Source organism: Amycolatopsis antarctica (assembly GCF_002262875.1).
GTDB lineage: Bacteria > Actinomycetota > Actinomycetes > Mycobacteriales > Pseudonocardiaceae > Amycolatopsis > Amycolatopsis antarctica.
On record NZ_NKYE01000002.1, the window covers coordinates 24,327 to 48,310 of the forward strand.

A 23,984-nucleotide genomic window follows, 5' to 3' on the forward strand; every position below is an offset into this window, starting at 1 on the left:
CGTGCGGCGGGCCCAGGAGTTCTACGTCCCGGACGTGGCGATGGACGGGGAGACGGCCACCGTGGTCGTGCGCTATGTCGACGGGAGCCGGAAAAGCATGCGCGTCCGGCTCGCGCTCGTCGACGAGCGCGGCGCATTCGTGGACTACAGCCAGTTCGGCACCCACCTCCTGGCATTCGTCAGCACCAGGTACGGCGAGCAGGAACATCTCCTCATCGAGGAGAACGAGGAGTACCTGGAGGTCGCCCCAGGGGACTACTTCGGTGGGCCTTCGCCAGCCGGGGCGACGGGCACCGGGGGCTACCGCGGCTGGGAAGCAACCCCGTCGCGGCCCGGGCGTGCGCGCGGCGGTTTCGGTGTCTCCGTCCCCCAACCCGTCCCTCCGCGACCGGTGACCGCAGCGCCGCCGGAGCGACTCGATAGGCTCGGCCGCATAACACAAGGTCTAGTAAGGAGAAATACCGTCGTGAGTGAACGCACGCTGGTCCTGGTCAAGCCCGATGGCGTCAAGCGGGGCCTCGTCGGCGAGGTCGTCTCGCGCATCGAGCGCAAGGGCCTCACCCTCGCCGCGCTGGAGCTGCGCACCGTCGAGCGCTCCGTTGCCGAGGAGCACTACGCCGAGCACAAGGAGCGCCCCTTCTTCGGCGACCTGCTCGAGTTCATCACCTCCGGCCCGGTCGTCGCGATCGCCGTCGAGGGGGAGCGCGCCATCGCCGCCTTCCGCCAGCTCGCCGGGGGCACCGACCCCGTGGAGAAGGCCACCCCGGGCACCCTGCGCGGCGACTTCGCCACCGAGGTCCAGTACAACCTGGTGCACGGCTCGGATTCGGCCGAGTCCGCCGAGCGGGAGCTGAAGCTCTGGTTCCCGAACAACTGACCGAGGTCGTGCCGACCGGGTAGAACGGTCGGCAGCAGGCGTCGACGGGCCGCGTCACCCACGGGTGACGCGGCCCGTTCACGTTCACTCCATCGTCCGCTGTTCGACGTGTTCATCCCGGAACCCCTTCCCTTCCGTCCCCCGATACGGTGAGCTATCGCTCGAAATGTTCACCAATCTGTGGGGTAATGGGTGAAGAAGTCACGTTCCGTGGTCGTACTGGCCGTGGTCGCCGCCGCGGCCACCGCGCTCGCCATCCCGGTCGCCGCCGACCCGCTCGCGGCGCCGTTGGGCCCCCCGCCCATCGAGGCCGCGCCCAGCCCGTCCTCGGCGGGGGAGCGGCCCTCCGTGCACGCACCCGCCGCCGAGCCCGACGAGGGGCTGGTCACCAGCAGCTCCACCGTCCCGGTCGGTCCCGGTCTGGAACTCACCGAATTCGACCGCTTCGACCCGAACGGCTGGATCCGCGGGGACACGCTCACCGTCGACATGGCGGCCGGGCCCGTGCCGACCTACCTGAACCCCGGCGTGGTCGCCGACCGCACGCCGCTGTCCGAACAGGTCGAACGCAGCGGTGCGGTCGCCGGCGTCAACGGCGACTTCTTCGACATGAACGCGACCGGGGCACCGGACGGTGTCGGGATCGCCGACGGCGAGCTGCAGAACGCCCCCGCCGAGGGCCACAACCTGACCGCCAGCGTCACCGCCGAAGGACAGGCCAGGCTCGCCGAGGTCTTCCTCGACGCGACCGTCACCCTGCCCGGCGACGTGCGCGCGCCCGCGAGCAACCTGAACGGCCCGGTGCTGCCTGCCGACGGCATCGGCGTCTACACACCCTTGTGGGGCCAGGCATCCCGCTCGACGGCGGTGCTCGGCGCGCAGCGCGTCACCGAGGTCGAGATCCGCGACGGCGTGGTGGCCGAGGTGCGCCCGCAGCCGGTGGACGGCCCGATCCCGGCCGGCAGCACCGTCCTGCTCGCCCGGGACGCGGGCGCCGACGTGCTGGCCGGCCTGAAGCCCGGTGACGCGGTGGGCGTGAGCTACGCGCCCCGCAGTGACGCGGGCGAGATCGCCGTCGCGGTCGGTGGCAGCAAGACGCTGGTCCGGGACGGCGTGATCCAGGAACCCCTCGACGACGGCACCAAGCACCCCCGCACCGCGGCGGGCTTCTCCGCGGACGGCAGCAGGATGTGGCTGGTCACCGTGGACGGCACCGGCATCAGCCGGGGCATGACCGAGCTGGACATCGCCCGGCACATGAAGTCCCTCGGCGCCGACGACGCGGTCAACTTCGACGGCGGCGGATCCACCACCATGCTCGCCCGACCGGTCGGCGACGCCGGTCCCAGCGTGCGCAACCTGCCCGCCGACGGGCCGCAGCGACCGGTGCCCAACGGTTTCGGCTTCGCGACCCCGCCCGGCAGCGGGGAACTCACCGGCTTCGCGCCGCACACGGCCTCACCCGGCGACGACGCCGAGCGTGTCCTGTCCGGACTGTCCCGCAGGCTTGTCCCCGGCGGGCACGACGAGTCCGGCGCCCCCGTCACCACCGACACCACCTGGAGTAGCGCGAATCCCGGACGAGGCGAGGTCGCCGGCGATGTGTTCACCGGCAAGGCGGACCCCGGCGACCCGGGGCGCCGCGCGGAGGTCGAGGTGAGCGCGTCGAACGGCGGGATCAGCGGCAGCACCACCATGACCGTGCTCGGCGAACCCGTGCGGCTGGGCACCAGCACCGAACAACTCGGGCTCGCCAAGTCGGGCGACACCGGCACCTTCTCCGTCTACGGCTACGACGCCGACGGTTACGGCACCTGGCTGGCCCCCCGGGACGTCACGCTCGACTACGACCCGAAGGTCGTCGAGGTGACCGAGGCGGGTGACCAGTTCCGCGTGACGGCGCTGACCGCCTCCGGGGCGAGCAACATCAAGGTCACCGCGGGCGGGCTGACCAGCCACCTCGCCGCGTCCGTGGGCAGTTCCCCCGAGACGCTCTCCGGGCTGGACGGCCCGGCGGGCTGGACGGCGAGCGTCTTCCCGGAGGGCGTCGGCGCCGCGATCGACGAGGCACCCGGCCACGAGGGCGGCCAGGGACTGGGACTGGACTACCGGCTCGACGGGACCACGGCGACCCGTGCCGCCTACGTCAACGCCGACCAGCCGGTCGAGCTTCCACCGGGCACACAGCGCTTCGGCATGTGGATCAACGGGGACGGCAAGGGCGCCTGGGTGCGCGCGGAGCTGCGCGACGCGGCCGAGGTCGCCACCGTGGTCGACCTGTCCCTGGAGGTGGACTGGACCGGCTGGCGCTATGTCGATACCGCCCTGCCGGACGGCTTGCCCGCCGGGCAGAAACTGAGCAAGTTCTACGCGGTGGAGAACGCGCCCGACCAGGCGTACTCGGGCAGGCTCGAATTCGACGACCTGACCGCGTCGGTCTCGCCGGACGCGCGCCCGCCCGCCGACCCGAGGGTGCCGGACCCGGCGCTGGTCACCGACGGCGTGACGGCGCCGGAGGGGCTGCGGGTCGCGGTCGTCAGCGACGCGCAGTTCACCGCGGACGACCCGGAATCGCCGCTGGTCGCGCAGGCCCGCCGGTCGATGCGCGAGGCCGTGGCGGCGAAACCGGACCTGGTACTGATCAACGGTGACCTGACCGACCGGGGCACCGCGCCGGACTTCGCGCTCGCCCGCACGATCATCGCCGAGGAACTCGAGGGCAAGGTGCCGTGGCGCTACGTGCCGGGCAACCACGAGGCCGAGGGCGGCGACGGGCTGGCCGAGTTCCAGGCCGAGTTCGGTGCCCCGTCCGGTGTCGAGGACATCGAGGGAATCCGGTTGGTACGACTGGATTCCTCGCGGGGCAGCCTGCGCGCGGGCGGTTTCGATCAGGTGCGGATGCTGCGCGAGGCGCTCGACGGCGCGGCCGCCGACCCGGCGGTGCGTGGCGTGCTGGTCGCCATGCACCACCCCGTCGACGATCCCGCGCCCGCGGGCAACTCCGAACTGGAGGACGCCAAGGAGGCCGACCTGGTGACCGACTGGCTGTCCGGGTTCGAGCGGGAGTCGGGCAAGTCAGCGGGTGCGGTCACCTCGCACGCCGGCGTGTTCTCACTGTCCAGAGTGGATGGTGTGCCGTACCTCGTGAACGGCAACTCGGGCAAGGCTCCCGCCGCCGCGCCCGGCGACGGCGGGTTCACCGGCTGGAGCCTGGTCCGCGTCGATCCGGACGATGCCGCACAGCCGGTGCGGATCGAGACCAGGGCGCACGTCGACGAGTTGACCCTCACCGCCCCGGGGCCGCTGGCGGTGGGCGACACCGCGGCGGCGACGGCGACCGTCGCACAGGGCGACCGGGAGATCCCGGTGGCCTACCCGGTCGGCGCGGACTGGGCCGGCGACCCGGCGTTGCACTTCCCGGCAGACGGGCCGCCCGGACCGGAGCACGTGGTCTCCTTCGACCCTGCCACCGGGACGATCACGGCACTCAAAGCCGGTACCGCCGAGTTGCGGGTGACCGTCAACGGCGTCACCCGCGCGGCCACCCTCACCGTGAACTGAGGTGCACAGGCCCCGGCCCGCCACACGGGCCGGGGCCCGCCCCGACTCGACCAAGCGTCGCGGGTCCATGCCGACAAGCCATCGCCCGATTCCGCGACACCGGGCAGAAGCGTGCCCGGCCCCGCATCGCGGCCCAACCGGCGTGATGATCGCCGACGCCCGCACCCTCACCTGCGCGCTGGCAGTAGGTGGAAAACTCCTCGAAAATGTCGGTGCCTCGTGGGATCGTGTCGAGGTGGTGGACGATGGGGTGATGGTCAGCGCCAAGGCGCTGGTGAAGAGATTCGGCGACTTCGAGGCGGTCCGCGGGGTCGATGTGCATGTGCGGCAGGGCGAGGCGTTCGGCTTCCTGGGCCCGAACGGCGCGGGCAAATCGTCGACCATGCGGATGATCGCCTGCGTGTCGCCCCGCACCGACGGAGACCTCTCCGTGCTCGGCATGGACCCGGACCTCGCCGGCCCCCGGATCCGCGCCCGCCTCGGTGTCGTCCCGCAGCAGGACAACCTGGACAACGAGCTGACCGTCCGGCAGAACCTGCAGGTCTACGGTCGCTACTTCGGTCTCTCGCGCGCACACGTGCGGGCCAAGGCCGAGGAACTGATGGAGTTCGCCCAGCTCACCGAACGCGCAGACCAGGAGGTCGAGCCGCTCTCCGGCGGTATGAAGCGCCGGCTCACCATTGCCCGGTCACTGGTCAACGACCCGGAGCTGCTACTGCTCGACGAGCCCACCACCGGACTTGACCCGCAGGCCCGACATCTGTTGTGGGACAGGCTTTTCCGGCTCAAGTCCCGGGGTGTCACGCTGATCATCACCACCCACTACATGGACGAGGCCGAGCAGTTGTGCGACCGGCTCGTGGTGATGGACGGCGGCCGGATCGTCGCCGAGGGTTCGCCCGCCGAACTCATCGCGCGCCACTCCACCCGGGAGGTACTGGAACTGCGTTTCCCGCCGGGGGAGCAGCAGGCGGCGGTCGCCGGGGTCGAGGACCTGGCCGACCGCGTCGAGGTCCTGCCCGACCGGATCCTGCTCTACACCGCGGCCGGTGAGACCGCACTGGAACAGGCGCACGCCCGCGGTGTGCGGCCGGTGTCCAGCCTGGTCCGCCGCAGCACGCTGGAGGACGTCTTCCTCCGGCTCACCGGCCGCACGCTGGTCGACTGATGCCCGCCGCACCCGCCACCGGACAGGTGGTGAACTCCTGGCGCGCCGCCTGGCTGCGTGTCGAGGGGCACTGGACCTGGTATCGCCGCTACTGGACGTCCAATCTGTACTCCACCGGACTGCAGCCCCTGTTCTACCTCGCCGCGATGGGGCTCGGCTTCGGCTCGCAGGTCCAGCCCGGCGCGGCCACCGGCGGACTGTCCTATCTGCACTACGTGGCCCCGGCGCTGCTGGTCGCCGGAGCGGTGCAGCAGGCAGTGGGGGAGTCCAGCTACCCGGTGCTGTCCGGCTTCAAGTGGCAGAAGGACTACATCGCCGTCACCGCCACCCCGATCACTCCGGGGCAGCTTCTCGGCGGCCAGCTCATCTGGGTCGGTCTGCGCGGAAGTCTCGCCGGGATCGTCTACGCGATCGTCGCGGCGCTCTTCGGCGCCTGGCTCAACGCCGGGGTACTCGCCGTCGTGCTGGTCGCGGTGCTCACCGGAATCGCCTGCGCCGCACCGGTGATGGCGATGGCGGCGTCCACCTTCGACGAGGGAACCCGGTTCGCCTCGCTGTTCCGGTTCGTCGTGATGCCGATGATCCTGTTCTCCGGCACCTTCTTCCCCGTCGAGCAGATCCCGGCGTACCTGCGCTGGCTGGCCTGGATCTCCCCGCTCTGGCACGGCAACGAACTGGCCAGGGGAGCGACTCTCGGCGGTCTGGACCTGGTCCCCGCGTTGGGGCACCTGGTGTTCCTCGGCGCGGTCGTGACCGCCGGGCTCCTCGTCGCCCGGCACTGGTTCTACAAGCGACTGGTGGTGTGAGGTGGTCCCCGTACAGCAGGAACATCGCCGCGGGCTGCTGCTGCGCGTTCTGCCCGCCGGCCTCTACGCGGGACGGGCGAGCGCGCTGCTGGAGCGATCCGCGCTGGTGTCCTCGCGTGCCTGGCTGGTCTTCGCCTCCGGTGTGGCGGAGCCGCTGTTCTACCTGCTCGCCTTCCAGATCGGGTTCGGCAAGCTGGTCGGCGAGGTCGCCGGCCCCGGCGGCCAGGTCCTCAGCTACGTGGCGTTCGTCGCCCCGGCGCTGCTCGCGTCCTCGGCGATGAACGGCGCGGTGTTCGACAGCACCTTCAACGTGTTCTTCAAGTTCCGTTACGCGAAGCTCTACGACGCGATGCTGGCCACGCCGATCGGTCCACTGGACATCGCCATCGGCGAGATCACCTGGGCGGTGCTGCGCGGCGGGGCCTACTCCCTCGCGTTCTACGGCGTGATGGGCGGGATGGGCCTCATCGTCACGCCGTGGTCGCTGTTGCTGGTGCCCACCGCGCTGCTGCTGGCCTTCGCGTTCGCGGCGATCGGCATGGCCTGCGCGACTTTCCTGCGCACCCCCTCGCAGTTCGACTTCATCAACCTCGCCGTGATGCCGATGTTCCTGTTCTCCACCACGTTCTATCCGCTGGAGGTGTATCCGGAGGCGCTGCGGGTGGTCGTCCAGTGCACCCCGCTCTACCACGGTGTGGAACTGATGCGCGGGTTCTTCACCGGTGTGCTCGACCCGTCGATGTTCGGCCACGTGGCCTATCTCGTGGTGATGGCGGGGATCGGCCTGTGGGCCACCTCGCGCAGGCTCGGCAGGCTGCTGCTGCGCTGAGCGGCCCCTCAGCCGGCCGCGCTCGTCACCGTGCCGCCGCGGACGGCGGCGAGTGCGTCGACCATGCCGTGACCGTAGAAGCCGTTGTAGGCGGTGTATCCGGCGCAGTAGGCGTCCTGGGTGCCGTCGCCGGTGAGGTCGTAGTCGGTCGGGCAGGAGATCGGATCCGCCTGCCGCTCGAGCGCCGTCCGCAGCTCTCGCACGCCACGGTCCGGCCGGGCCGAGGCGAGCAGAGCCGCTACCCCGCTCACGTGCGGCGCTGCCATCGACGTCCCGCACAGCGAGTCGTACCCGCCGGGCACCGTGGACAGCACGCACCTGCCGGAATCCCCACCCGGGGCCGCCAGCCCCACCACGCCCAGTCCGTAGGAGCTGTAGCCGGCCTTGACTCCTCCATCGTCCACGGCGGACACGGCCACCACGTCGCGCAGTCCCGCGGGCAGGGAGTCGCAGCCGGAACTCCGTGCCGTCGCCCGCCCCTCGGGTGACGGGGACAGGTTCACCGACTCGTTCGTGGCGGCCGCGACGTTGAGCACCCCGGCGGAAGTGGCGTAGGAAGTGGCCCGGGCGAGCGCCTCGCGCACCACCTCGCGCTGCTCGGTCTGCGCGCAGGACAGCGCCCACGGCTCCACGGCGAAGCTGCTGTTGGTGATCGCGAAACCCTTCCGCGCCGCCCACATCAGCCCGCACACCACAGCCTCGGGGTCGACCCGGCCGCGATCGTCGATGACCTTCACCGAGGCCAGCCGCACGCCCGGAGCGACGCCGGTGACGCCGGCGCCGTCGTCCGCGGCCGCGATCGTGCCCGCCACGTGCGTGCCGTGCACGGAGGTCGTCGGCGCCCAGGCGTCCTCGGTGGTGTCCGGGACGCCGGACAGGCACCCGGCCGACAACGCGGGCTCCACGGCATCGGCCAGGTCGGGGTGCCGTGCGTCGATTCCCGAATCGAGCACGCCCACCACCACGTCCGCGCTGCCGCCGGAGACGGCCCGCGCCCGGTCGGCGCCGATCATCGCCATGTCCCACTGCTCATCGGTGCGGTCGGTGGCGGGGATCGCACCGGGGTCGGTCGGATCCAGCGTCGCGCGGGTCGAGGAGACGGGAACGGACCGCTCCCCGCGCGGGGAGGTCGCGTTGCCCGCCCCGCCGGCGGCCCGGCGCTCGGCCTGGGCGCTGAACGCGCGCCCGGGGCCCATGCGATCGGTGAAACGCGGATCGGCGGAGGTCACCACGCCGACCGCGATCTCGGGGTAGTAGCCGGTGAGGTCGCCGCACGCGTCCCGGGCCCGCGTTCCCGCGTCGTCCTCTGGGGTGCCCCGGTCGAACAGGACGACGTAGCGAGTGGCCCGCTCGGCGGCGCAGTCGGCGGCGTCATCCTCGGCCGCCACCGGCGTCACCGGGACGGCCTGGGCCAGCACGGTCAGCGCGGCGCAGCCGATCGCCGCCGAGACCCGCCCCAGCACGGACACCGGGCGCCTCCATGGGGAATGTCGTGGTCGTGAGGTCGTCGTGCCTGGCTCGATGGGGTCCTCGGCCTGCCTCGAGCCGAACGGTAGCCACCCGCCCGTGAGGGGACAAGCCATTCCGCGAAGTTCCCCCGGCCGGTGCCCCGCAGTGTGCCCGGCCTGCACGTCTGTACCCGCGGGACGCGCCCGCGTGCCCGAGTGGGACCCGCCCGGCCGGACGTGTGGGATACTCGGGGTGGCTGCTGAGTCGATGGGCCCGCCAGGTGCGGGAGCCACCAGGCGCAGCGGCCCGGTGACGTGCTGGCCGGGTTCCGGGTCGTCGCCGCCGTGAGCACCGTGGGTGCCGGGCGGCTCGACGACGTGGGAGGCGGCGAAACGCTATGAGCCCAGCCCGCGTGTCGCCGAGCGGACCTGCCGTCGTCGGCCGCCGGATCCTCCGGTGCCGTGGCGGTGTGAGGTAAGGATTGCCGTCGTCGGTGACCACCACGACGGAACACAACAGAAAGGGCCCCTGCGCGGCCGCGTCCTTTCAGCCGGTACCGGCATCGGGAAATGCTCCCGGCCGGTCCGAGCTGGCTGACGCGCCCGGGGGCGGAGGAGATACATGTCGAACGCGGAAACACCCGCCGAGAACAGTGGCGGGGCTACCGCCGCACCCGGGAACGGCCCGCTGGCAGACCTGCCGGCCAGGATCCGGGTACACGCCCTGGCGAAACTGCTCGGCAAGAGCAGCCGGGAACTGCTGGCGACACTGACCCAGCTCGGTGAGACGGCGCGCAGCGCCCAGTCCAGCGTGACCCGCGAGGTGGCCCTGAAGGTCGCCGCCGAACTGGATGCCGACGGTGCGGGCGAGGGAGCCGAGCAGGCCACCCCGGCCGGTGCCGTGCGGGCACCGGAACCGCAGGCCACCGAACCCGAGCGGTCCCCGGCCCCGGCAACGGCCGCCGAGCGTGCCCGGCCGTTCGCCACGCGAGTGGCGACCGACGAGGAGCAGCAGGCGAGCACGCCGAGCCGCGGCCGCCGCGGACCCGCCCACCTGCCCGTATTCGCCGCGCCCTCGCCGGTGTTCCTGCCGCCGGAGGACGAGGAGGACGAGCCCGTCCGGTCCAAGCCCCCCGAGCGCCGTTCCGAGTCCGACCGTTCCGAGAAGGACCGTTCCGACTCCGACCGCTCCGACTCCGACAGCGGGACCGGCCCCGCGGATCGTGCCGAGGACGACGCGGACGACGACGAGGGCGGCAGGCGCCGCCGTCGCCGTGGACGTCGCGGACGCGGCCGGGGCAAGGGCGGCGACGACGCCCGTGACGGTCAGCAGGACGAGGAGCAGTCCGAGGGCGACACCGCTGACCGGCGCAGGGACTCCGGCGACGACGGCAGGGACGCGAAGGACTCCGGCGACCGCAAGGCCGAGAAGAACGACAAGACCTCGGACAAGGCAAGCGACAAGAACGCCGACAAGGGCGGCGACAAGCCGTCCGAGAAGGGCGCGGACAGCGGCGGCGACGCCGACTCCGAGGACGACGGCGAGTCCGGTGGCAAGCGCCGCAGGCGGCGCCGGCGTCGCAAGGGCGGCGACAGCGCCGAGGGAGACGGCGGCGGCAACACCCCCGACGACCCGCCCAACACCGTCACGCACGTCCGCGAGTCGAAGCCCGACGGCGGCACCGGTGAGCGTACCCGCGGCGACGGCGTGCGCAGCGTCCGCGGATCAACCCGGCTGGAGGCCAAGCGCCAGCGCCGCCGGGACGGTCGCGAGGCGGGCCGCCGTCGCGCGCCGATCCTGTCCGAGGCCGAGTTCCTCGCCCGCCGCGAGGCCGTCGAGCGCACCATGGTCGTCGCCGAGCACGGCGACTCCACGCAGATCGGCGTGCTGGAGGACGGCGTGCTCTGCGAGCACTTCGTCACCTCCTCCGGCAGCGGCTCGATCGTCGGCAACGTCTACCTGGGCCGCGTGCAGAACGTGCTGCCGTCCATGGAAGCGGCGTTCATCGACATCGGCCGCGGCCGCAACGCGGTGCTCTACGCCGGCGAGGTCGACTGGGACGCCGCGGGCCTGGAAGGCAAGGCCCGCAAGATCGAGCAGGCCCTCTCCTCCGGCGACAGCGTGCTCGTCCAGGTCACCAAGGACCCGATCGGGCACAAGGGCGCACGGCTGACCACCCAGATCTCGCTGCCCGGCCGCTTCCTGGTCTACGTCCCCGCCGGCGGTGCCACCGGCATCTCCCGCAAGCTGCCGGAGAACGAGCGGCGCAGGCTCAAGGACATCCTCAAGCGCATCGTCCCCGAGGACGCGGGCGTCATCATCCGCACCGCCTCGGAGGGCGTCAGCGAGGAGGAACTCGACCGCGACGTCCGCAGGCTCAAGGCCCAGTGGGACGTCATCAAGGAGAAGGCCGAGGGCAACACCGGCAAGTCCGGCAAGAAGTCCGGCGCGCCGACGATGCTCTACGAGGAGCCGGACCTACTGGTGAAGGTCGTCCGCGACCTGTTCACCGAGGACTTCGTCAAGCTCGAGGTCCAGGGCGGCACCGCGTGGGAGACCATCCACTCCTACGTGGAGCACGTCGCCCCCGACCTGGCCGACCGCCTCAAGCGCTACACCGGCACCGGCGACGTGTTCGCCGACTACCGCATCGACGAGCAGATCACCAAGGCACTCGACCGCAAGGTCTGGCTGCCCTCCGGTGGCTACCTGGTCATCGACCGCACCGAGGCGATGACCGTGATCGACGTCAACACCGGCAAGTACACCGGCTCCGGCGGCAACCTCGAGGAGACGGTGACCAGGAACAACCTGGAATCCGCCGAGGAGATCGTCCGCCAGCTCCGGCTGCGCGACATCGGCGGGATCATCGTCATCGACTTCATCGACATGGTGCTGGAGTCCAACCGCGACCTCGTGCTGCGCAGGCTCACCGAGTGCCTCGGCCGGGACCGCACCCGCCACCAGGTCGCCGAGGTCACCTCGCTGGGTCTGGTCCAGATGACACGCAAGCGTGTCGGTACCGGCCTGATCGAAGCGTTCTCCACGACGTGCGAGCACTGCAAGGGTCGAGGCGTCCTGGTGTCCACCGAGCCGCAGAAGGGCAACGGCGGCGGTGGTGGCAACGGCGGCGGTGGCCAGCAGCAGGGTGCCCGTCGCTCGCGTGGTCGTGGCAAGGGTGAGGACTCCGGCCAGTCGGAGCCCGTCAAGGGCGGCACGCCCGGCGGCACCCCGCCCGCACCGACGCCCGAGCAGCGCGAGTCCGTGGTCAGCGCCGTCCAGGCGATGGCGAACGCCTCGAAGGTCGCGCACAAGGACGAGCCGGACACGGTGTCCGGTGAACGCGCCACCGCCGGGGACGGTTCCTCCACCGAGGACACCACTGCCGCCACGAACGGCGGTACCGGGGAGAACGGGCCGAAGGACGCCACGGCCAAGGAGAACGCGCCCAAGGGCCGTACCCGCCGTGGCAGGGCCACCCGCAGCGCCGGTTCGGCGAGCAGGGACGCGGGTGCCGGTACCGGGGACGCCGCAGCCTCCACCACGGTCGCGGGCACGGCAGACGCCGAAGCGGCGCGGCGACCCACCAACGGTCACCACGCGGGCACACCCGCCGAGCGGACCGGCGACAGCGGAGCCGAGGGTTCCGTCGCCACTCCCGCACCGGCCGACGCCGGACCCGCCGGGACCGGGGCCCCGGGCGGCGAGTCCGCCGCTCCGGCTCGTCCGGTGCGCAGGCGGGCACGCAGGGTCGCCTCCCGTCCGGCGGGCCCGCCGGTGGATGCCGGGGACAACGGCTGATCACTGTTCCCGACCCCGGTGCGCCCCCCATTTCGGGCGCACCGTAACCTGTAAGACGGTCCGCACTCGGTGCGGTCCTATTGCGCGAACACCGGACCGCCGGGTGTGGGACGGTTCGCGCAAGCCCCCACCCATTGTCGAGCAAGCAGGAGACTTCCGTGTCGGCGTACGCGATCGTCAAGACCGGCGGCAAGCAGTACAAGGTGGCCGTCGGCGACGTCGTCGAGGTCGAGAAGCTTGAGGGCGAGCCGGGTACCGAGCACACCTTCCCCGCTGTACTGCACGTAGATGGCGGCGAGGTCACCACGGACGCTGACGCGCTGGCGAAGGTCTCGGTCATCGGCAAGGTCGTCGAGCAGACCAAGGGCCCCAAGATCCGCATCCACAAGTTCAAGAACAAGACCGGCTACCACAAGCGGCAGGGTCACCGGCAGAAGCTGACCCGCCTTGAGGTCACCGGTATCAGCAAGTAAGACCGTCACACCTAGCAGAAGAGGCTGAGCAGCCATGGCACACAAGAAGGGTGCGTCCAGCTCCCGTAACGGCCGCGACTCCAATGCCCAGCGGCTCGGGGTCAAGCGCTTCGGTGGCCAGGAAGTCCTCGCGGGCGAGATCCTGGTGCGTCAGCGCGGCACCAAGTTCCACCCGGGCGTCAACGTCGGCCGTGGCGGCGACGACACGCTGTTCGCGCTCGCGGCCGGTGCCGTCGAGTTCGGCGCGAAGCGCGGTCGCAAGACCGTGAACATCGTTCCCGTGGACGCCTGAGTTCTGGGCGGTCACGCGAGAAGTTCATTCGAGGGGCGGCGCCGGAATGTTCCGGTGCCGCCCCTCGTTTTCGTGTGAGAGGTCCGGCGATCGCGTCGGTCTTGTTCCACCGAGTGTGTGGTTTCCTGTGATGAGAGAGGCAAGACATGGCGTCCCGGTTCGTTGACCGCGCGGTGATCCATCTGGCCGCCGGTGACGGCGGGAACGGCTGTGCCTCGGTGCACCGCGAGAAGTTCAAACCACTCGGCGGCCCGGACGGCGGCAACGGTGGCAACGGCGGCGATGTGCTGCTGATCGTCGACCCGAACGTGCATACCCTGCTCGACTTCCACTTCCGCCCGCACGCGCGTGCGGGCAACGGCAAGCAGGGACAGGGCAGCCACCGGGCCGGTGCCGCGGGCCAGACCCTGGAGATGCACGTTCCGGACGGCACCGTGGTGCTGACGGAGAGCGGCGAGGTCGTCGCCGATCTGATCGGCCCGGGCACCACCTTCGTCGCGGCGCAGGGCGGGCGTGGCGGGCTCGGCAACGCCGCGCTGTCGTCGAAGGCGCGCAAGGCGCCCGGTTTCGCGCTGCTCGGCGAGCCCGGTGAGGCGCGCGATCTGGTGCTGGAACTGCGATCGGTGGCCGACGTCGGGTTGCTCGGTTTCCCGTCGGCGGGCAAGTCCTCGCTCATCTCGGTGCTCTCCGCGGCCAAGCCGAAGATCGCCGACTACCCCTTCACCACGCTGGTGCCCAACCTCGGTGTCGTCACCGCGGGCGAGACCGTGTTCACCATGGCCGACGTCCCCGGCCTCATTCCGGGGGCGAGTCAGGGCAAGGGGCTCGGCCTCGACTTCCTCCGGCACATCGAGCGCTGCGCCGTCCTGGTGCACGTGATCGACTGCGCCACCTACGAGTCCGGGCGCGATCCACTGTCCGATGTGGACGCTCTGGAAGAGGAACTGGCGCGCTACACGCCCAGTCTCGGCGGCGACCTGGCCGACCGGCCGAGGGTTGCCGTGTTGAACAAGATCGACGTTCCGGAGGCGGCCGAACTCGCCGAACTCGTCCGCTCCGACCTGGAAGCCCGCGGCCTGCCGGTCTTCGAGGTCTCCACGGCCTCCCGCAAGGGACTCCGCGAACTGACGTACGCGCTCGGCTCGGTCGTGGAGCGGTACCGCGCGGAGCAGCCCGCCGCCGAGGCACAGCAGATCGTGCTGCGTCCGCACGCCGTGGACGAGGCGGGCTTCACCGTCGTCCGCGACGAGGACGAGGCCGACTCCTTCACCGTCCACGGGCACCGCCCCGAACGCTGGGTGCGGCAGACCGACTTCAGCAACGACGAGGCCGTCGGCTACCTCGGTGACCGGCTCAACCGGCTGGGCGTCGAGGAGGCGCTGGCCCGCGCGGGTGCCGAGCCGGGCAGCCAGGTCACCATCGGCGACGTCTCGTTCGACTGGGAGCCCTCCACCCCGGCCGGGGTGGCCGCCCACATGTCCGGCCGCGGCACCGACGCCCGGCTCGAAGACCAGAGCCGCGTCGGCGCGGCCGAACGCAAGGAGGCGCGCAAGCGCCGCCGCGAAGGTGAGCCCGACGAGGATGGTGAGCTCGACGGCGCCGCGGACGACGTGACGGTCCGCCATGGTGAGTGACGCCAGAACGGCGATCGCCGCCGCGGGAAGAATCGTCGTCAAGGTCGGCTCCTCGGCGCTGACCACCGCGGGCGACGGGCTCGACGTGGCTCGTCTCGACAGGCTGGTCGACGCGATCGCGTCCCGGGTGGCGACGGGTAGCCAGATCGTGCTGGTCTCCTCCGGCGCGATCGGCGCGGGACTCGCTCCACTCGCGCTCGGTGCCAGGCCGCGCGACCTGGCGACCCAGCAGGCCGCCGCCAGCGTCGGTCAGCTCGCCCTCGCCCACGCCTACGCCGAGTCCTTCGGCCGCCACGCGCTCACCGTCGGCCAGGTGCTGCTCACCTCCGACGACATGGTTCGCCGCGCGCATTACCGCAACGCGCAGCGCACCTTCTCCCGGTTGCTGGCCCTCGGCGCGGTGCCGGTGGTGAACGAGAACGACACCGTCGCCACTGAGGAGATCCGGTTCGGCGACAACGATCGGCTGGCGGCACTCGCCGCGCACCTCGTCGGGGCCGACGCGCTTGTCCTACTGTCCGATGTGGACGCTCTCTACGACGGGGATCCCCGCGACGGGGCGACTCGGCGGATCGCCGAGGTCACCGGTCAGTCCGATGTGGACGGAATCTCCGTGGGCATGTCGAGTTCCGGTCTCGGTACCGGCGGCATGGTGTCGAAGCTGGCGGCGGCGCGTACCGCCGCCGGATCGGGCATCCCGGTACTGCTCGCCGCCGCGGCCGACGCCGCACGCGCGCTCGGCCCCGCCGACGTCGGCACGGCTTTCGCCGCCGCCCCGGCACGCCTGTCCGCACGGCGTTTCTGGCTCGGCCACGCCGCGGGCACCGCAGGCAGGCTGCGGCTGGACGAGGGTGCCGTCACCGCCGTCATGGGACGCAGGCGTTCGCTGCTGGCGGCCGGGATCACCGGGGTGGACGGGGAGTTCCACGCCGGTGACGTGGTCGATCTCGCCGATCCGGCGGGCACGGTCGTGGCTCGCGGGGTGGTCGCCTTCGACTCGGCGGAACTTCCCGCACTGATCGGGCTGTCCAGCCACGAGGTTCCGGCCGAGCAGCGCCGCGAGGTCGTGCACGCTGACGATCTGGTCCCGCTGCACTGACCCGGCCACCGGCCCGGCCTCGGGCTCAGCGCAGCTCCGTCCCCTTCGTCTCCGGCATGGTCAGCACCACCAGGAACGTCACCGCCGCCGCGACGGCCACGTACCAGAAGAACACCTCCGAGGCGTCCGCCTTCGCCAGTGCGGCGATCAGCAGGGGAGCGGTACCGCCGAACACGGCGACCGTCAGGTTGTACCAAGCACCGATACCGAGTCCGCGCAGAGTCGTCGGGAACAGTTCGCTCATGATCGCCGGCGCCAGTGAGGTCATCGCGCTGTACAGGCCGAGCCCGACACAGAACACCACGATCAGTCCGCCGATGCCCGGCCGCACCAGCGTCGACAGCGGCACGATGAGCACGGCGGTCGCCGCCGACCACACGAGCAGTTGCGGTTTTCGCCCGAACCGGTCGGACAGCGCGCCCATGGGGTACTGCAGGGCGACGAACAGTGCGGTGCCCACCGACAGCGCGAGGAACACGTCCACATCGTCGGCCTGCCGGGTCTTCACCGCGAACGGGGTCAGTGCCGAGAAGAACGTGTAGTAGCAGAGCGTGGACAGCATGGTGAAGCCGACGAGCATGCCGACCGCGCGGGGATGCTCGCGCAGCGTCGTCAGCAGTGGCCGCCGGACACGGCGGGCCTCGGCCTTGTTGTCCTCGAACTGCTCGGTCTCGGACAGGCTGCGGCGCAACCACAATCCGATCACGCCCAGGACGCCGCCGAGGATGAACGGGAGCCGCCAGCCCCAGCTCTCCAGGGCCGCCTGGTCCAGGCTGCGGGACAGCACGAAACCGAGCACCGAGGCGAACAGCACCGCCGTCCCGGTGGAGATGTAGAAGAACGAGGAGTAGCGCCCCCGCCATCTCGACGGCGCCACCTCACCGAGGTAGGCGGAGGCGTTGGAGACCTCGCCGCCGAGCGAGATCCCCTGCCCGATCCGCGCCAGCAGCAGCAGCGCCGGTGCGAGCCAGCCGACCTGCTCGTAGGTCGGCAGGATGCCGATCATCACCGAACCACCGGCCATCAGCACGATCGTGAAGATCATCGCCGGCTTGCGGCCCCTGAGGTCGGCGAACCGGCCCAGCAGCACGCCGCCCAGCGGACGGAAGAAGAACGCCAGCGCGTAGGTGGCGAAGGTGTTGACGTCGGACAGCTCACCGGGAAAGAAGGCGGCACCGAAGTAGATGCTGAAGGTCGCGTAAATGGTCCAGTCGAACCATTCCAGGGCGTTGCCGACACTGGCGGCGAACAGTTTCCGTACCGGCAACCGGTGTGCGACCGGTTTCTCGGCCAGCGGATCGGCCACGTCCACCTCCACGCTCCGGGCAGAATGAGTTGGCACCCTGCCACACAGACGGGTGAAACGGAACGTCGCGCCGCCGGATCAGGCGGAACTCGCCAGTGCGAACGGCAGCACCGCCCGCGCCCCGGCGGTGCGGAGCAGCCGGACGGCGAGCGTCATCGTCCAGCCGGTGTCCACGAGATCGTCGACGAGCAGGATCGGCCCGTCCAGCTCGGCGATCCGGTCGCGCAGCTCCTCCGGTAGCGCCAGCCGTCCCCACAGGTCGGCGAGCCGCTGCGCGCTGTTCGCCCGGCGCGGTGGCGGGCCGAGGGCGTCCAGCCGGCCGAGATGGGTGAGCTTGCCGACGGACGCGAGCCTGGCGGTCAGGTCGCCGGTCAGCCCCGGCCTGGTGTGCGAGGCGATCCCGGCCACCGCGACCGGCCGCTCCGCCCAGTCCCAGGCGGCCAGCACGGTCAGGCAGGCGGCGAACACCGGATCGGGCACCGGGCCGTCCGTGGCCCGGTCGCCGACGATCTCCCGTAATCGGTTGCCCCAGCCGACGTCGGTGAGCCTGCCGAGCGTGCGGCCGGACTCGGCCAGTTCGTCCGCCGGGATCTTCCCGGAGAGCGGCACGTCGAGTGAGGCCATCCCGGTGGGCCACTGCTTGCGTGGCGCCAGTTCCACGCCCGGCCTGCTCAGCCGTTCCCGGGTCGAGGTGGCGGTGCTCTCGGAGACCGCGGTGTCCCAGTGCGCTCCGGTGCAGTTGTCGCACCGGCCGCAGGGCGCGGCATGCGGGTCGTCGAGCTGCCGCAGGAGGAACTCCATGCGGCAGCCCGTGGTGCCGATGTAGTCGAGCATCGCCTGTTGCTCGGCATCGCGGGCGGTGCGTACACGCTCGTAACGTTGCTCGTCGTACGCCCACGGCTCGCCGGTGGAGACCCATCCGCCGCGTACACGGCGGACCGCGCCGTCGACGTCGAGCACTTTCAGCACCATCTCCAGCCGCGAGCGCGACAACTCGACGCTCGGTTCCAGCGCGGCCGTCGACAGTGGACGGTCCGCATAGGACAGTGCGTTGAGCACCTGGGTGACGCGCCGTTCCTCCGGGAACGCCAGCGAGCCGAAATACCGCCAGATGTCGACGTCCTCGCGGCCCGGCAGGAGCACCACCTCGGCGTGCCGCACCCCGCGGCCGGCGCGGCCGACCTGCTGGTAGTAGGCGATCGGGGACGAGGGTGCGCCCAGGTGCACCACGAACCCCAGGTCCGGCTTGTCGAAACCCATGCCGAGCGCGGAGGTCGCGACCAGCGCCTTGACCCGGTTGGCCAGCAGATCGTCCTCGGCGGCCTGCCGTTCCGCCGGATCGGTCTTGCCGGTGTAGGCGCTCACCGGGAATCCGTGCTCGGTGAGCAGCCCGGCGACGTCGTGCGCGGCGGCGACCGTGAGCGTGTAGATGATCCCGGACCCGGGCAGCTCGCCCAGGTGCTCCGCGAGCCAGGACAGCCGCGCCTGCGGGGTCGGCAGGGTCGCGACCGCGAGGCGCAGGCTCTCCCGGTCGAGCGGGCCGCGCAGCACCAGTGTGCCGTTCTCGTGCCCGATGCCGAGCTGCTCGGCGACGTCGGTGGCGACCCGGTCGTTCGCGGTGGCCGTGGTCGCGAGTACCGGCACCCCGTCCGGTAGATCGCCCAGGAGCGTGCGCAGCCGCCGGTAGTCCGGCCGGAAGTCGTGGCCCCAGTCGGAGATGCAGTGCGCCTCGTCCACCACGAGCAGCCCGGCGGAGGCGGTGAGCTTGGGCAGCACCGTGTCGCGGAAGTCCGGATTGTTGAGCCGTTCCGGGCTCACCAGCAGCACGTCGACCTCTCCGGCGGTGACGGCGGCCTGCACCTCGTCCCAGTTCTGCGCGTTCGCCGAGTTCATCGTCGCCGCGTGGATCCCGGCCCTGGCCGCGGCCGAGATCTGGTTGCGCATCAGGGCGAGCAGCGGGGAGATGATGACCGTCGGCCCGGCACCCTGCTCCCGCAGCAGCGCGGTGGCGAGGAAGTACACCGCCGACTTGCCCCAGCCGGTGCGCTGCACGACCAGCGCTCGCCGCTGGTGCGCGACGAGCGCCTCGATCGCCGTCCACTGGTCGTCGCGCAGGATGGCGTCCTCGCCGGCGAGTGCGCGGAGGAGTTCCTCGGCCCGGGTGCGCAGGGTGCTGGTGTCCACGGCTCCACGTCTACCCCATCCGTCCGACGACGGCGCCGCCGAGGGGGATCGGATCGCCGCGAACGGATCCGTTCGCGGCGACCATCACCCGGATGAGGCACGTGCCGGTGCCGGACGTGCCCGCCCACGCCGGACGGCGGGCCCGGTTACGCTCGGCCGCATGTCACCACGCCGTATCGGGGTCATGGGCGGCACCTTCGACCCGGTGCACCACGGTCACCTCGTCGCGGCCAGCGAGGTCCAGTCCCGGTTCGGGCTGGACGAAGTGATCTTCGTGCCCACCGGCCAGCCCTGGCAGAAGAGCGATCGCGTGGTCACCCGCGCCGAGGACCGCTACCTGATGACCGTCATCGCGACGGCCTCCAACCCGGTCTTCTCCGTCAGCAGGGTGGACATCGACCGCGACGGTCACACCTACACCGTCGACACCTTGCGGGACCTGCACCTGCAGTACCCGGACGACGAGTTGTTCTTCATCACCGGTGCCGACGCGCTGGAGCAGATCCTGAGCTGGCGCAACGCCGCCGAACTGTTCGAGCTCGCGCATTTCATCGGCGTGACCAGGCCCGGATACCACCTCGACGACCACCATCTGCCCAGCGGAAAGGTGAGCCTGGTCGAGATCACCGCCATGGCGATCTCCTCGACCGCCTGCCGGGAACGGGCCGCGGCGGGGGAACCGGTCTGGTATCTGGTCCCCGACGGCGTGGTCAGGTACATCGACAAGCGCAGTCTGTACCGGGGGCTGGAACGCTCCTGACGGTGCGTGTGAGCAGGCCGCCGAGGTCGGCGGGTACCCTCGGCGGGCGCACTCACGACCCGAAGGAGCACCGTGGCAGCCACGTCCGAAGCCCGACAGCTCGCGACCGCTGCGGCCCATGCGGCCGCGGACAAGAAGGCGTCCGACGTTGTCGTGCTCGACGTCTCCGACCAGCTCGTCATCACCGACGCTTTCGTGATCGCCTCGGCGCCCAACGAGCGGCAGGTCGGCGCCATCGTCGACAACGTCGAGGAGAAGCTCCGCGTGGCCGGTCACAAGCCGGTCCGCCGCGAGGGCGCCCGTGAGGGCCGCTGGGTGCTGCTCGACTACGTCGACGTCGTCATCCACGTCCAGCACGACGAGGAACGCTCCTTCTACGGCCTGGAGCGGCTCTGGAAGGACTGTCCCCGCATCGAGGTCGAGGGCCTCGACGAGCGGGTCAGGGAGGTCTCGGGCGAGGAGTCCCCGTGACTCTGCGCCGACTCGTACTCTGGCGGCACGGGGAGACCGACTACAACGCCACCGGACGGATGCAGGGCCATCTCGACTCCGCGCTGACCCCCGTCGGCTGGAACCAGGCCCGGTTCGCGGCGCCCGCACTGGCCAGGTTCGAGCCGGACCTGGTCATCGCCTCCGACCTGCACCGGGCCACCGACACCGCCACCGTGCTGACGGACGCGATCAGTGTGCCGCTGCGTATCGACAAGCGACTGCGCGAAACCCATCTCGGCGACTGGCAGGGCCTCACCACACCCGAGGTCGAGCAGGGCTGGCCTGGCGAACTGGTGCGCTGGCGCGCCGACCCGACCTGGGCACCGCCCGGCGGCGAGGCCAGGGTCGACGTCGCCGACCGGGCGTTCGAGGTGGTCGCGGACCTGCAGAGCGGTGAGGCCTGTCCTGGTGAGACGGTGCTGCTTGCCGCACACGGCGGCCTGATCGTCGCCCTGACCGGCAAGCTGCTCGGCCTGCCCCTGCAGACCTGGCCCGCGCTCGCCGGGATCTCCAACTGCCACTGGGTGGAGTTGCGGCGGCGGGACGGCATCTGGCGACTGCAGGCGTACAACGCCGGCATGACCGCCTGAACGCGTGTCCGACCCCGGCCCGCGGCTGCTGGTCCTCGCCGACTCCCTCAGTTTCCACGGCCCGGACGGCGCGCATCCCGCCGACGACCCCCGGCTGTGGCCCAACCTCACCGCCGCCGCGCTCGGCGGCAGCGCCGACATGGCCGCGGGGATCGGCTGGACCGCCCGCGACGCCTGGTGGTCACTCACCGGGGATCCGCGGGTGTGGGCCGACCTGCACCGGATCGACGCGCTGGTCCTTGCGGTGGGCAGCATGGACACTTTGCCATCGCCGCTGCCGACCTACCTGCGTACCGGGCTGCGCTACCTGCGTCCCGACGGCGTCCGCCGGGTGGTGCGGCAGGCGTATCTCGCTGCGCAACCCCGCCTCGCCGTCGTGCTGCGCGGCAGGCCCGCGGTGCTCCCGACCGTGCTGACGGTGCGCTACCTGGACGCCGTGGTGGACGCCGTCCGGGTGGTCCGGCCCGGGCTGCCGGTGGTGGGCATCCTGCCGTCGGTGCACCGGGCGCCGTCCTACGGCTACGTGCACACGGTGCGGGCCGCGACGGCCGCCGCGATCGCACGCTGGGCGGAGCGAACCGAGGTGCCGCTGGTCGATCTCGCGGACACCGTCGGCCCGCATGTCCTCGGCGGGCACGGTAACCCCGACGGTATCCACTGGGGCTGGGAAGGGCATCGGTCGGTGGGCACGGCGATGACCGGGGTACTGGGCCCGTTGCTCGCGGGGCAGCGCACTCGCGGCGCAACGTAGGCTGGCGGGGTGTCGGTCGCCGTAGTCACGGATTCCACAGCCCACCTCCCGGAGGGCTTCGCGCAACGGCACGCGATCACCGTCGTCCCGCTGCACGTGCTGATCGACGGGGTGTCCGGTCTCGACGGGGTGGAGGTCGGCCCCTCGGCCGTGGCCGAGGCTCTCGGCCAGCGTCGCACCGTCACCACCTCGCTGCCGACCCCCGCCGAGTTCGAGTCCGTCTACCGCGCCGCCCTGGACGAGGGGGCGGACGGCGTGGTGTCGGTGCACCTGTCCCGGGAACTGTCCGGCACCTGGAACGCGGCGGTCCGGGCGGCGAACGCGGTCGGTGCGGACCGGGTGCGTGTCGTCGACTCCCGCACCACCGCGATGGGGCTCGGTTTCGCCGCGCTGCACGCCGCGCAGGCCTCGGCGGCGGGCGCCTGCGCGGCGGAGGTGGAGGCGGCTGCCGTCTCGGCCGCGGGCTCCTCGCAGACCCTGTTCGCGGTCGAGACGCTGGAGTTCCTGCGCAAGGGCGGGCGCATCGGCGCGGCCGCGGCACTGCTGGGCACCGCGTTGTCGGTGAAGCCGGTGCTGCGGGTGGCTGACGGACGGATCCAGCCGCTGGAGAAGGTGCGGACGATGAACCGGGCCATCGCGCGACTGGTGGACCTCGCCGCGGAGACCGCGGGGGAGGAGCCGGTGGAGCTGGCCGTGCATCATCTCGGCTCCCCGGAACGGGCCGTGGAGGTCGCCAACCGGCTGGAGGAGCGGTTGCCGGAGTCCCGAGGTTGCCTGGTGTCCGAGATCGGCGCCGTGGTCGGCGCGCACACCGGCCCCGGCGTGCTCGGTGTGGTGGTGCAGAAGCCCGCGAGCCCGGTCCGTGGCGGCCTCGCCTGACTTTTCGTTGACCGCCGGCGTGGGGATCGGCTGCGGCTCTCGGCGGGCCGCGTCGTCGCACACCGGCCAGGATCGGGCGCACCGACCTGCCCGGCCGGTTGTGCACATCCCCCCGGCTGTCCACAGGGCGCGGAGTCGGCGCTGTTCCGTACCGGCCCGCGCTCCCTAGCGTCGGTGGGGTGTTCGACAGATCAGGCCAGGCGGCCACATCCCCGAAACCGCACCGCGGCGGCACCGCGCCGAGCGCGCGGCTGGCACAGCTCGCGGCCGCGGCCTCCGCCGCGGCCGGCGGACCGGCGGCGGACGCGCGACGCGTGTCCGGCAGGCTGGTGGAGCGCTGGGTGCCCACCTCGGTGGCCGAACGGGGATCGCCGGGGCCTCGGCGTTGGATTCTGGTGGCCGCCTTGCTCGGCGTGGTCGTGGCCGTGCTTGCCGGATCCGCGCTGCTGCGGAGTCCACCGAGCGCCGAGGCGCCACCCCCGCTGCCCGCCGCGCGCGATTCGTCTTCCGCGAAACCGGCCGCCGGGCCTCCTTCGTCGGCGCCCGCCGCCGAAGGGGTGGTGGTCAGCGTCGTCGGCCGGGTGTCCGCGCCCGGTCTGGTCACCCTGCCCGCGGGCGCACGGGTCGCGGACGCGCTCACCGCGGTGGGCGGAACCGTGGCCGACACCGACATCAGTGCCCTCAACCTTGCCCGCAGGCTGACCGACGGCGAGCAGGTGTACGTCGGCGTACCCGTACCGCCGGACGTGCAACCAGCACCGCTGGCGGCCCCGGTCCCGGACGCCCCCGGCGCCGCTCCGGGCGCCGCGCCAGGGGCCGCGCAAGGGGCGAAGGTCAACCTCAACACAGCGACCGCGGAGCAGCTCGACGCACTGCCCGGAGTCGGTGAGGTGACGGCGAAGCGCATCGTCGACTGGCGGACCCAGCACGGCACTTTCGGTGCGGTGGAACAACTTCGTGAGGTCGATGGTATCGGTGAGACCCGATTTTCGAAATTGCGCGAACACGTGAGCGTGCGGTGACGCCCGCGGCC

At 71.7% G+C, this 23,984-nt stretch carries 19 protein-coding genes; 16 read left to right on the forward strand and 3 right to left on the reverse strand.

The genetic code is table 11. From position 1 onward, the window contains the following. Positions 1-466 precede the first annotated feature (466 nt). The 5 genes from ndk to CFN78_RS03620 all read left to right on the forward strand — a co-directional run bounded on the left by ndk (position 467) and on the right by CFN78_RS03620 (position 7,241). Positions 467-877 (forward strand): nucleoside-diphosphate kinase, encoded by a 411-nt coding sequence (ndk, locus tag CFN78_RS03600; protein WP_094861514.1) that lies wholly within the window; start codon positions 467-469, stop codon positions 875-877. Between the two features lie 192 nt (positions 878-1,069). Further along, a complete protein-coding gene (locus CFN78_RS03605; RefSeq protein WP_094861141.1) occupies positions 1,070-4,438 on the forward strand; it encodes a phosphodiester glycosidase family protein in 3,369 nt (1,122 codons plus the stop codon). A 253-nt stretch (positions 4,439-4,691) separates the two neighbouring features. Next, on the forward strand, positions 4,692-5,606 hold the full coding sequence (locus CFN78_RS03610; protein WP_094861515.1) for an ABC transporter ATP-binding protein: 915 nt from the start codon (positions 4,692-4,694) through the stop codon (positions 5,604-5,606). Then, a complete protein-coding gene (locus tag CFN78_RS03615; protein ID WP_094861142.1) occupies positions 5,606-6,412 on the forward strand; it encodes an ABC transporter permease in 807 nt (268 codons plus the stop codon). Before CFN78_RS03610 ends, CFN78_RS03615 begins: the two co-directional genes overlap by 1 nt. A 1-nt stretch (position 6,413) precedes the next feature. Continuing rightward, positions 6,414-7,241, forward strand: a complete 828-nt coding sequence (locus CFN78_RS03620; protein WP_094861143.1) for an ABC transporter permease — start codon at positions 6,414-6,416, stop codon at positions 7,239-7,241. 8 nt (positions 7,242-7,249) lie between these two features. On the opposite strand, the gene CFN78_RS03625 is transcribed toward CFN78_RS03620, so the two are convergent. Continuing rightward, entirely contained in the window at positions 7,250-8,710 is a 1,461-nt protein-coding gene (locus CFN78_RS03625) for a S8 family peptidase (protein WP_420807846.1), read from the reverse strand. A gap of 601 nt (positions 8,711-9,311) precedes the next feature. Here CFN78_RS03625 and CFN78_RS03630 point away from each other — a divergent pair. The 5 genes from CFN78_RS03630 (at position 9,312) to proB (ending at position 15,989) form a co-directional block, all read left to right on the forward strand. After that, positions 9,312-12,491 (forward strand): translation initiation factor IF-2 N-terminal domain-containing protein, encoded by a 3,180-nt coding sequence (locus CFN78_RS03630; RefSeq protein ID WP_094861145.1) that lies wholly within the window; start codon positions 9,312-9,314, stop codon positions 12,489-12,491. A 158-nt stretch (positions 12,492-12,649) separates the two neighbouring features. After that, positions 12,650-12,964, forward strand: coding sequence for a 50S ribosomal protein L21 (rplU, locus tag CFN78_RS03635; RefSeq protein ID WP_094861146.1), 315 nt, complete (start codon positions 12,650-12,652; stop codon positions 12,962-12,964). Positions 12,965-12,998: 34 nt separating this feature from the next. Further along, the gene (gene rpmA / locus CFN78_RS03640) at positions 12,999-13,256 is read left to right on the forward strand and encodes a 50S ribosomal protein L27 (protein WP_094861147.1); all 258 of its coding nucleotides are present in this window, start codon (positions 12,999-13,001) and stop codon (positions 13,254-13,256) included. Between the two features lie 146 nt (positions 13,257-13,402). Then, positions 13,403-14,890 (forward strand): GTPase ObgE, encoded by a 1,488-nt coding sequence (gene obgE / locus CFN78_RS03645; RefSeq protein WP_094861148.1) that lies wholly within the window; start codon positions 13,403-13,405, stop codon positions 14,888-14,890. Continuing rightward, the gene (gene proB / locus CFN78_RS03650; RefSeq protein WP_094861516.1) at positions 14,883-15,989 is read left to right on the forward strand and encodes a glutamate 5-kinase; all 1,107 of its coding nucleotides are present in this window, start codon (positions 14,883-14,885) and stop codon (positions 15,987-15,989) included. The genes obgE and proB overlap by 8 nt, the downstream gene beginning before the upstream one ends. Positions 15,990-16,014: 25 nt before the next feature. Here the strand turns inward: proB and CFN78_RS03655 are convergent, their stop codons facing one another. Both CFN78_RS03655 and CFN78_RS03660 read right to left on the reverse strand, forming a co-directional pair. Beyond that, the gene (locus CFN78_RS03655) at positions 16,015-17,295 is read right to left on the reverse strand and encodes an MFS transporter (RefSeq protein ID WP_094861517.1); all 1,281 of its coding nucleotides are present in this window, start codon (positions 17,293-17,295) and stop codon (positions 16,015-16,017) included. Between the two features lie 78 nt (positions 17,296-17,373). Continuing rightward, positions 17,374-19,479 carry a RecQ family ATP-dependent DNA helicase gene (locus tag CFN78_RS03660; protein WP_094861149.1) on the reverse strand — a complete coding sequence of 702 codons (2,106 nt, stop codon included), beginning with the start codon at positions 19,477-19,479 and terminating at the stop codon, positions 17,374-17,376. Positions 19,480-19,639: 160 nt separating this feature from the next. Here CFN78_RS03660 and nadD point away from each other — a divergent pair, with 160 nt between their 5' ends. The 6 genes from nadD (at position 19,640) to CFN78_RS03690 (ending at position 23,973) form a co-directional block, all read left to right on the forward strand. After that, entirely contained in the window at positions 19,640-20,239 is a 600-nt protein-coding gene (gene nadD / locus CFN78_RS03665; RefSeq protein ID WP_094861150.1) for a nicotinate-nucleotide adenylyltransferase, read from the forward strand. A gap of 72 nt (positions 20,240-20,311) precedes the next feature. Next, positions 20,312-20,710: a ribosome silencing factor gene (gene rsfS, locus CFN78_RS03670; RefSeq protein WP_094861151.1), complete on the forward strand. Its 399-nt coding sequence runs from the start codon at positions 20,312-20,314 to the stop codon at positions 20,708-20,710. Beyond that, complete coding sequence (locus CFN78_RS03675; protein ID WP_094861152.1) at positions 20,707-21,321, forward strand: histidine phosphatase family protein; 615 nt, start codon at positions 20,707-20,709, stop codon at positions 21,319-21,321. Before rsfS ends, CFN78_RS03675 begins: the two co-directional genes overlap by 4 nt. 4 nt (positions 21,322-21,325) lie before the next feature. Continuing rightward, positions 21,326-22,072: a diglucosylglycerate octanoyltransferase gene (gene octT, locus CFN78_RS03680; RefSeq protein ID WP_094861153.1), complete on the forward strand. Its 747-nt coding sequence runs from the start codon at positions 21,326-21,328 to the stop codon at positions 22,070-22,072. A 9-nt stretch (positions 22,073-22,081) separates the two neighbouring features. Continuing rightward, a complete protein-coding gene (locus CFN78_RS03685) occupies positions 22,082-22,951 on the forward strand; it encodes a DegV family protein (protein WP_094861154.1) in 870 nt (289 codons plus the stop codon). A gap of 179 nt (positions 22,952-23,130) precedes the next feature. After that, positions 23,131-23,973, forward strand: a complete 843-nt coding sequence (locus CFN78_RS03690; protein ID WP_420807847.1) for a ComEA family DNA-binding protein — start codon at positions 23,131-23,133, stop codon at positions 23,971-23,973. The last annotated feature ends 11 nt before the right edge of the window (positions 23,974-23,984 follow it).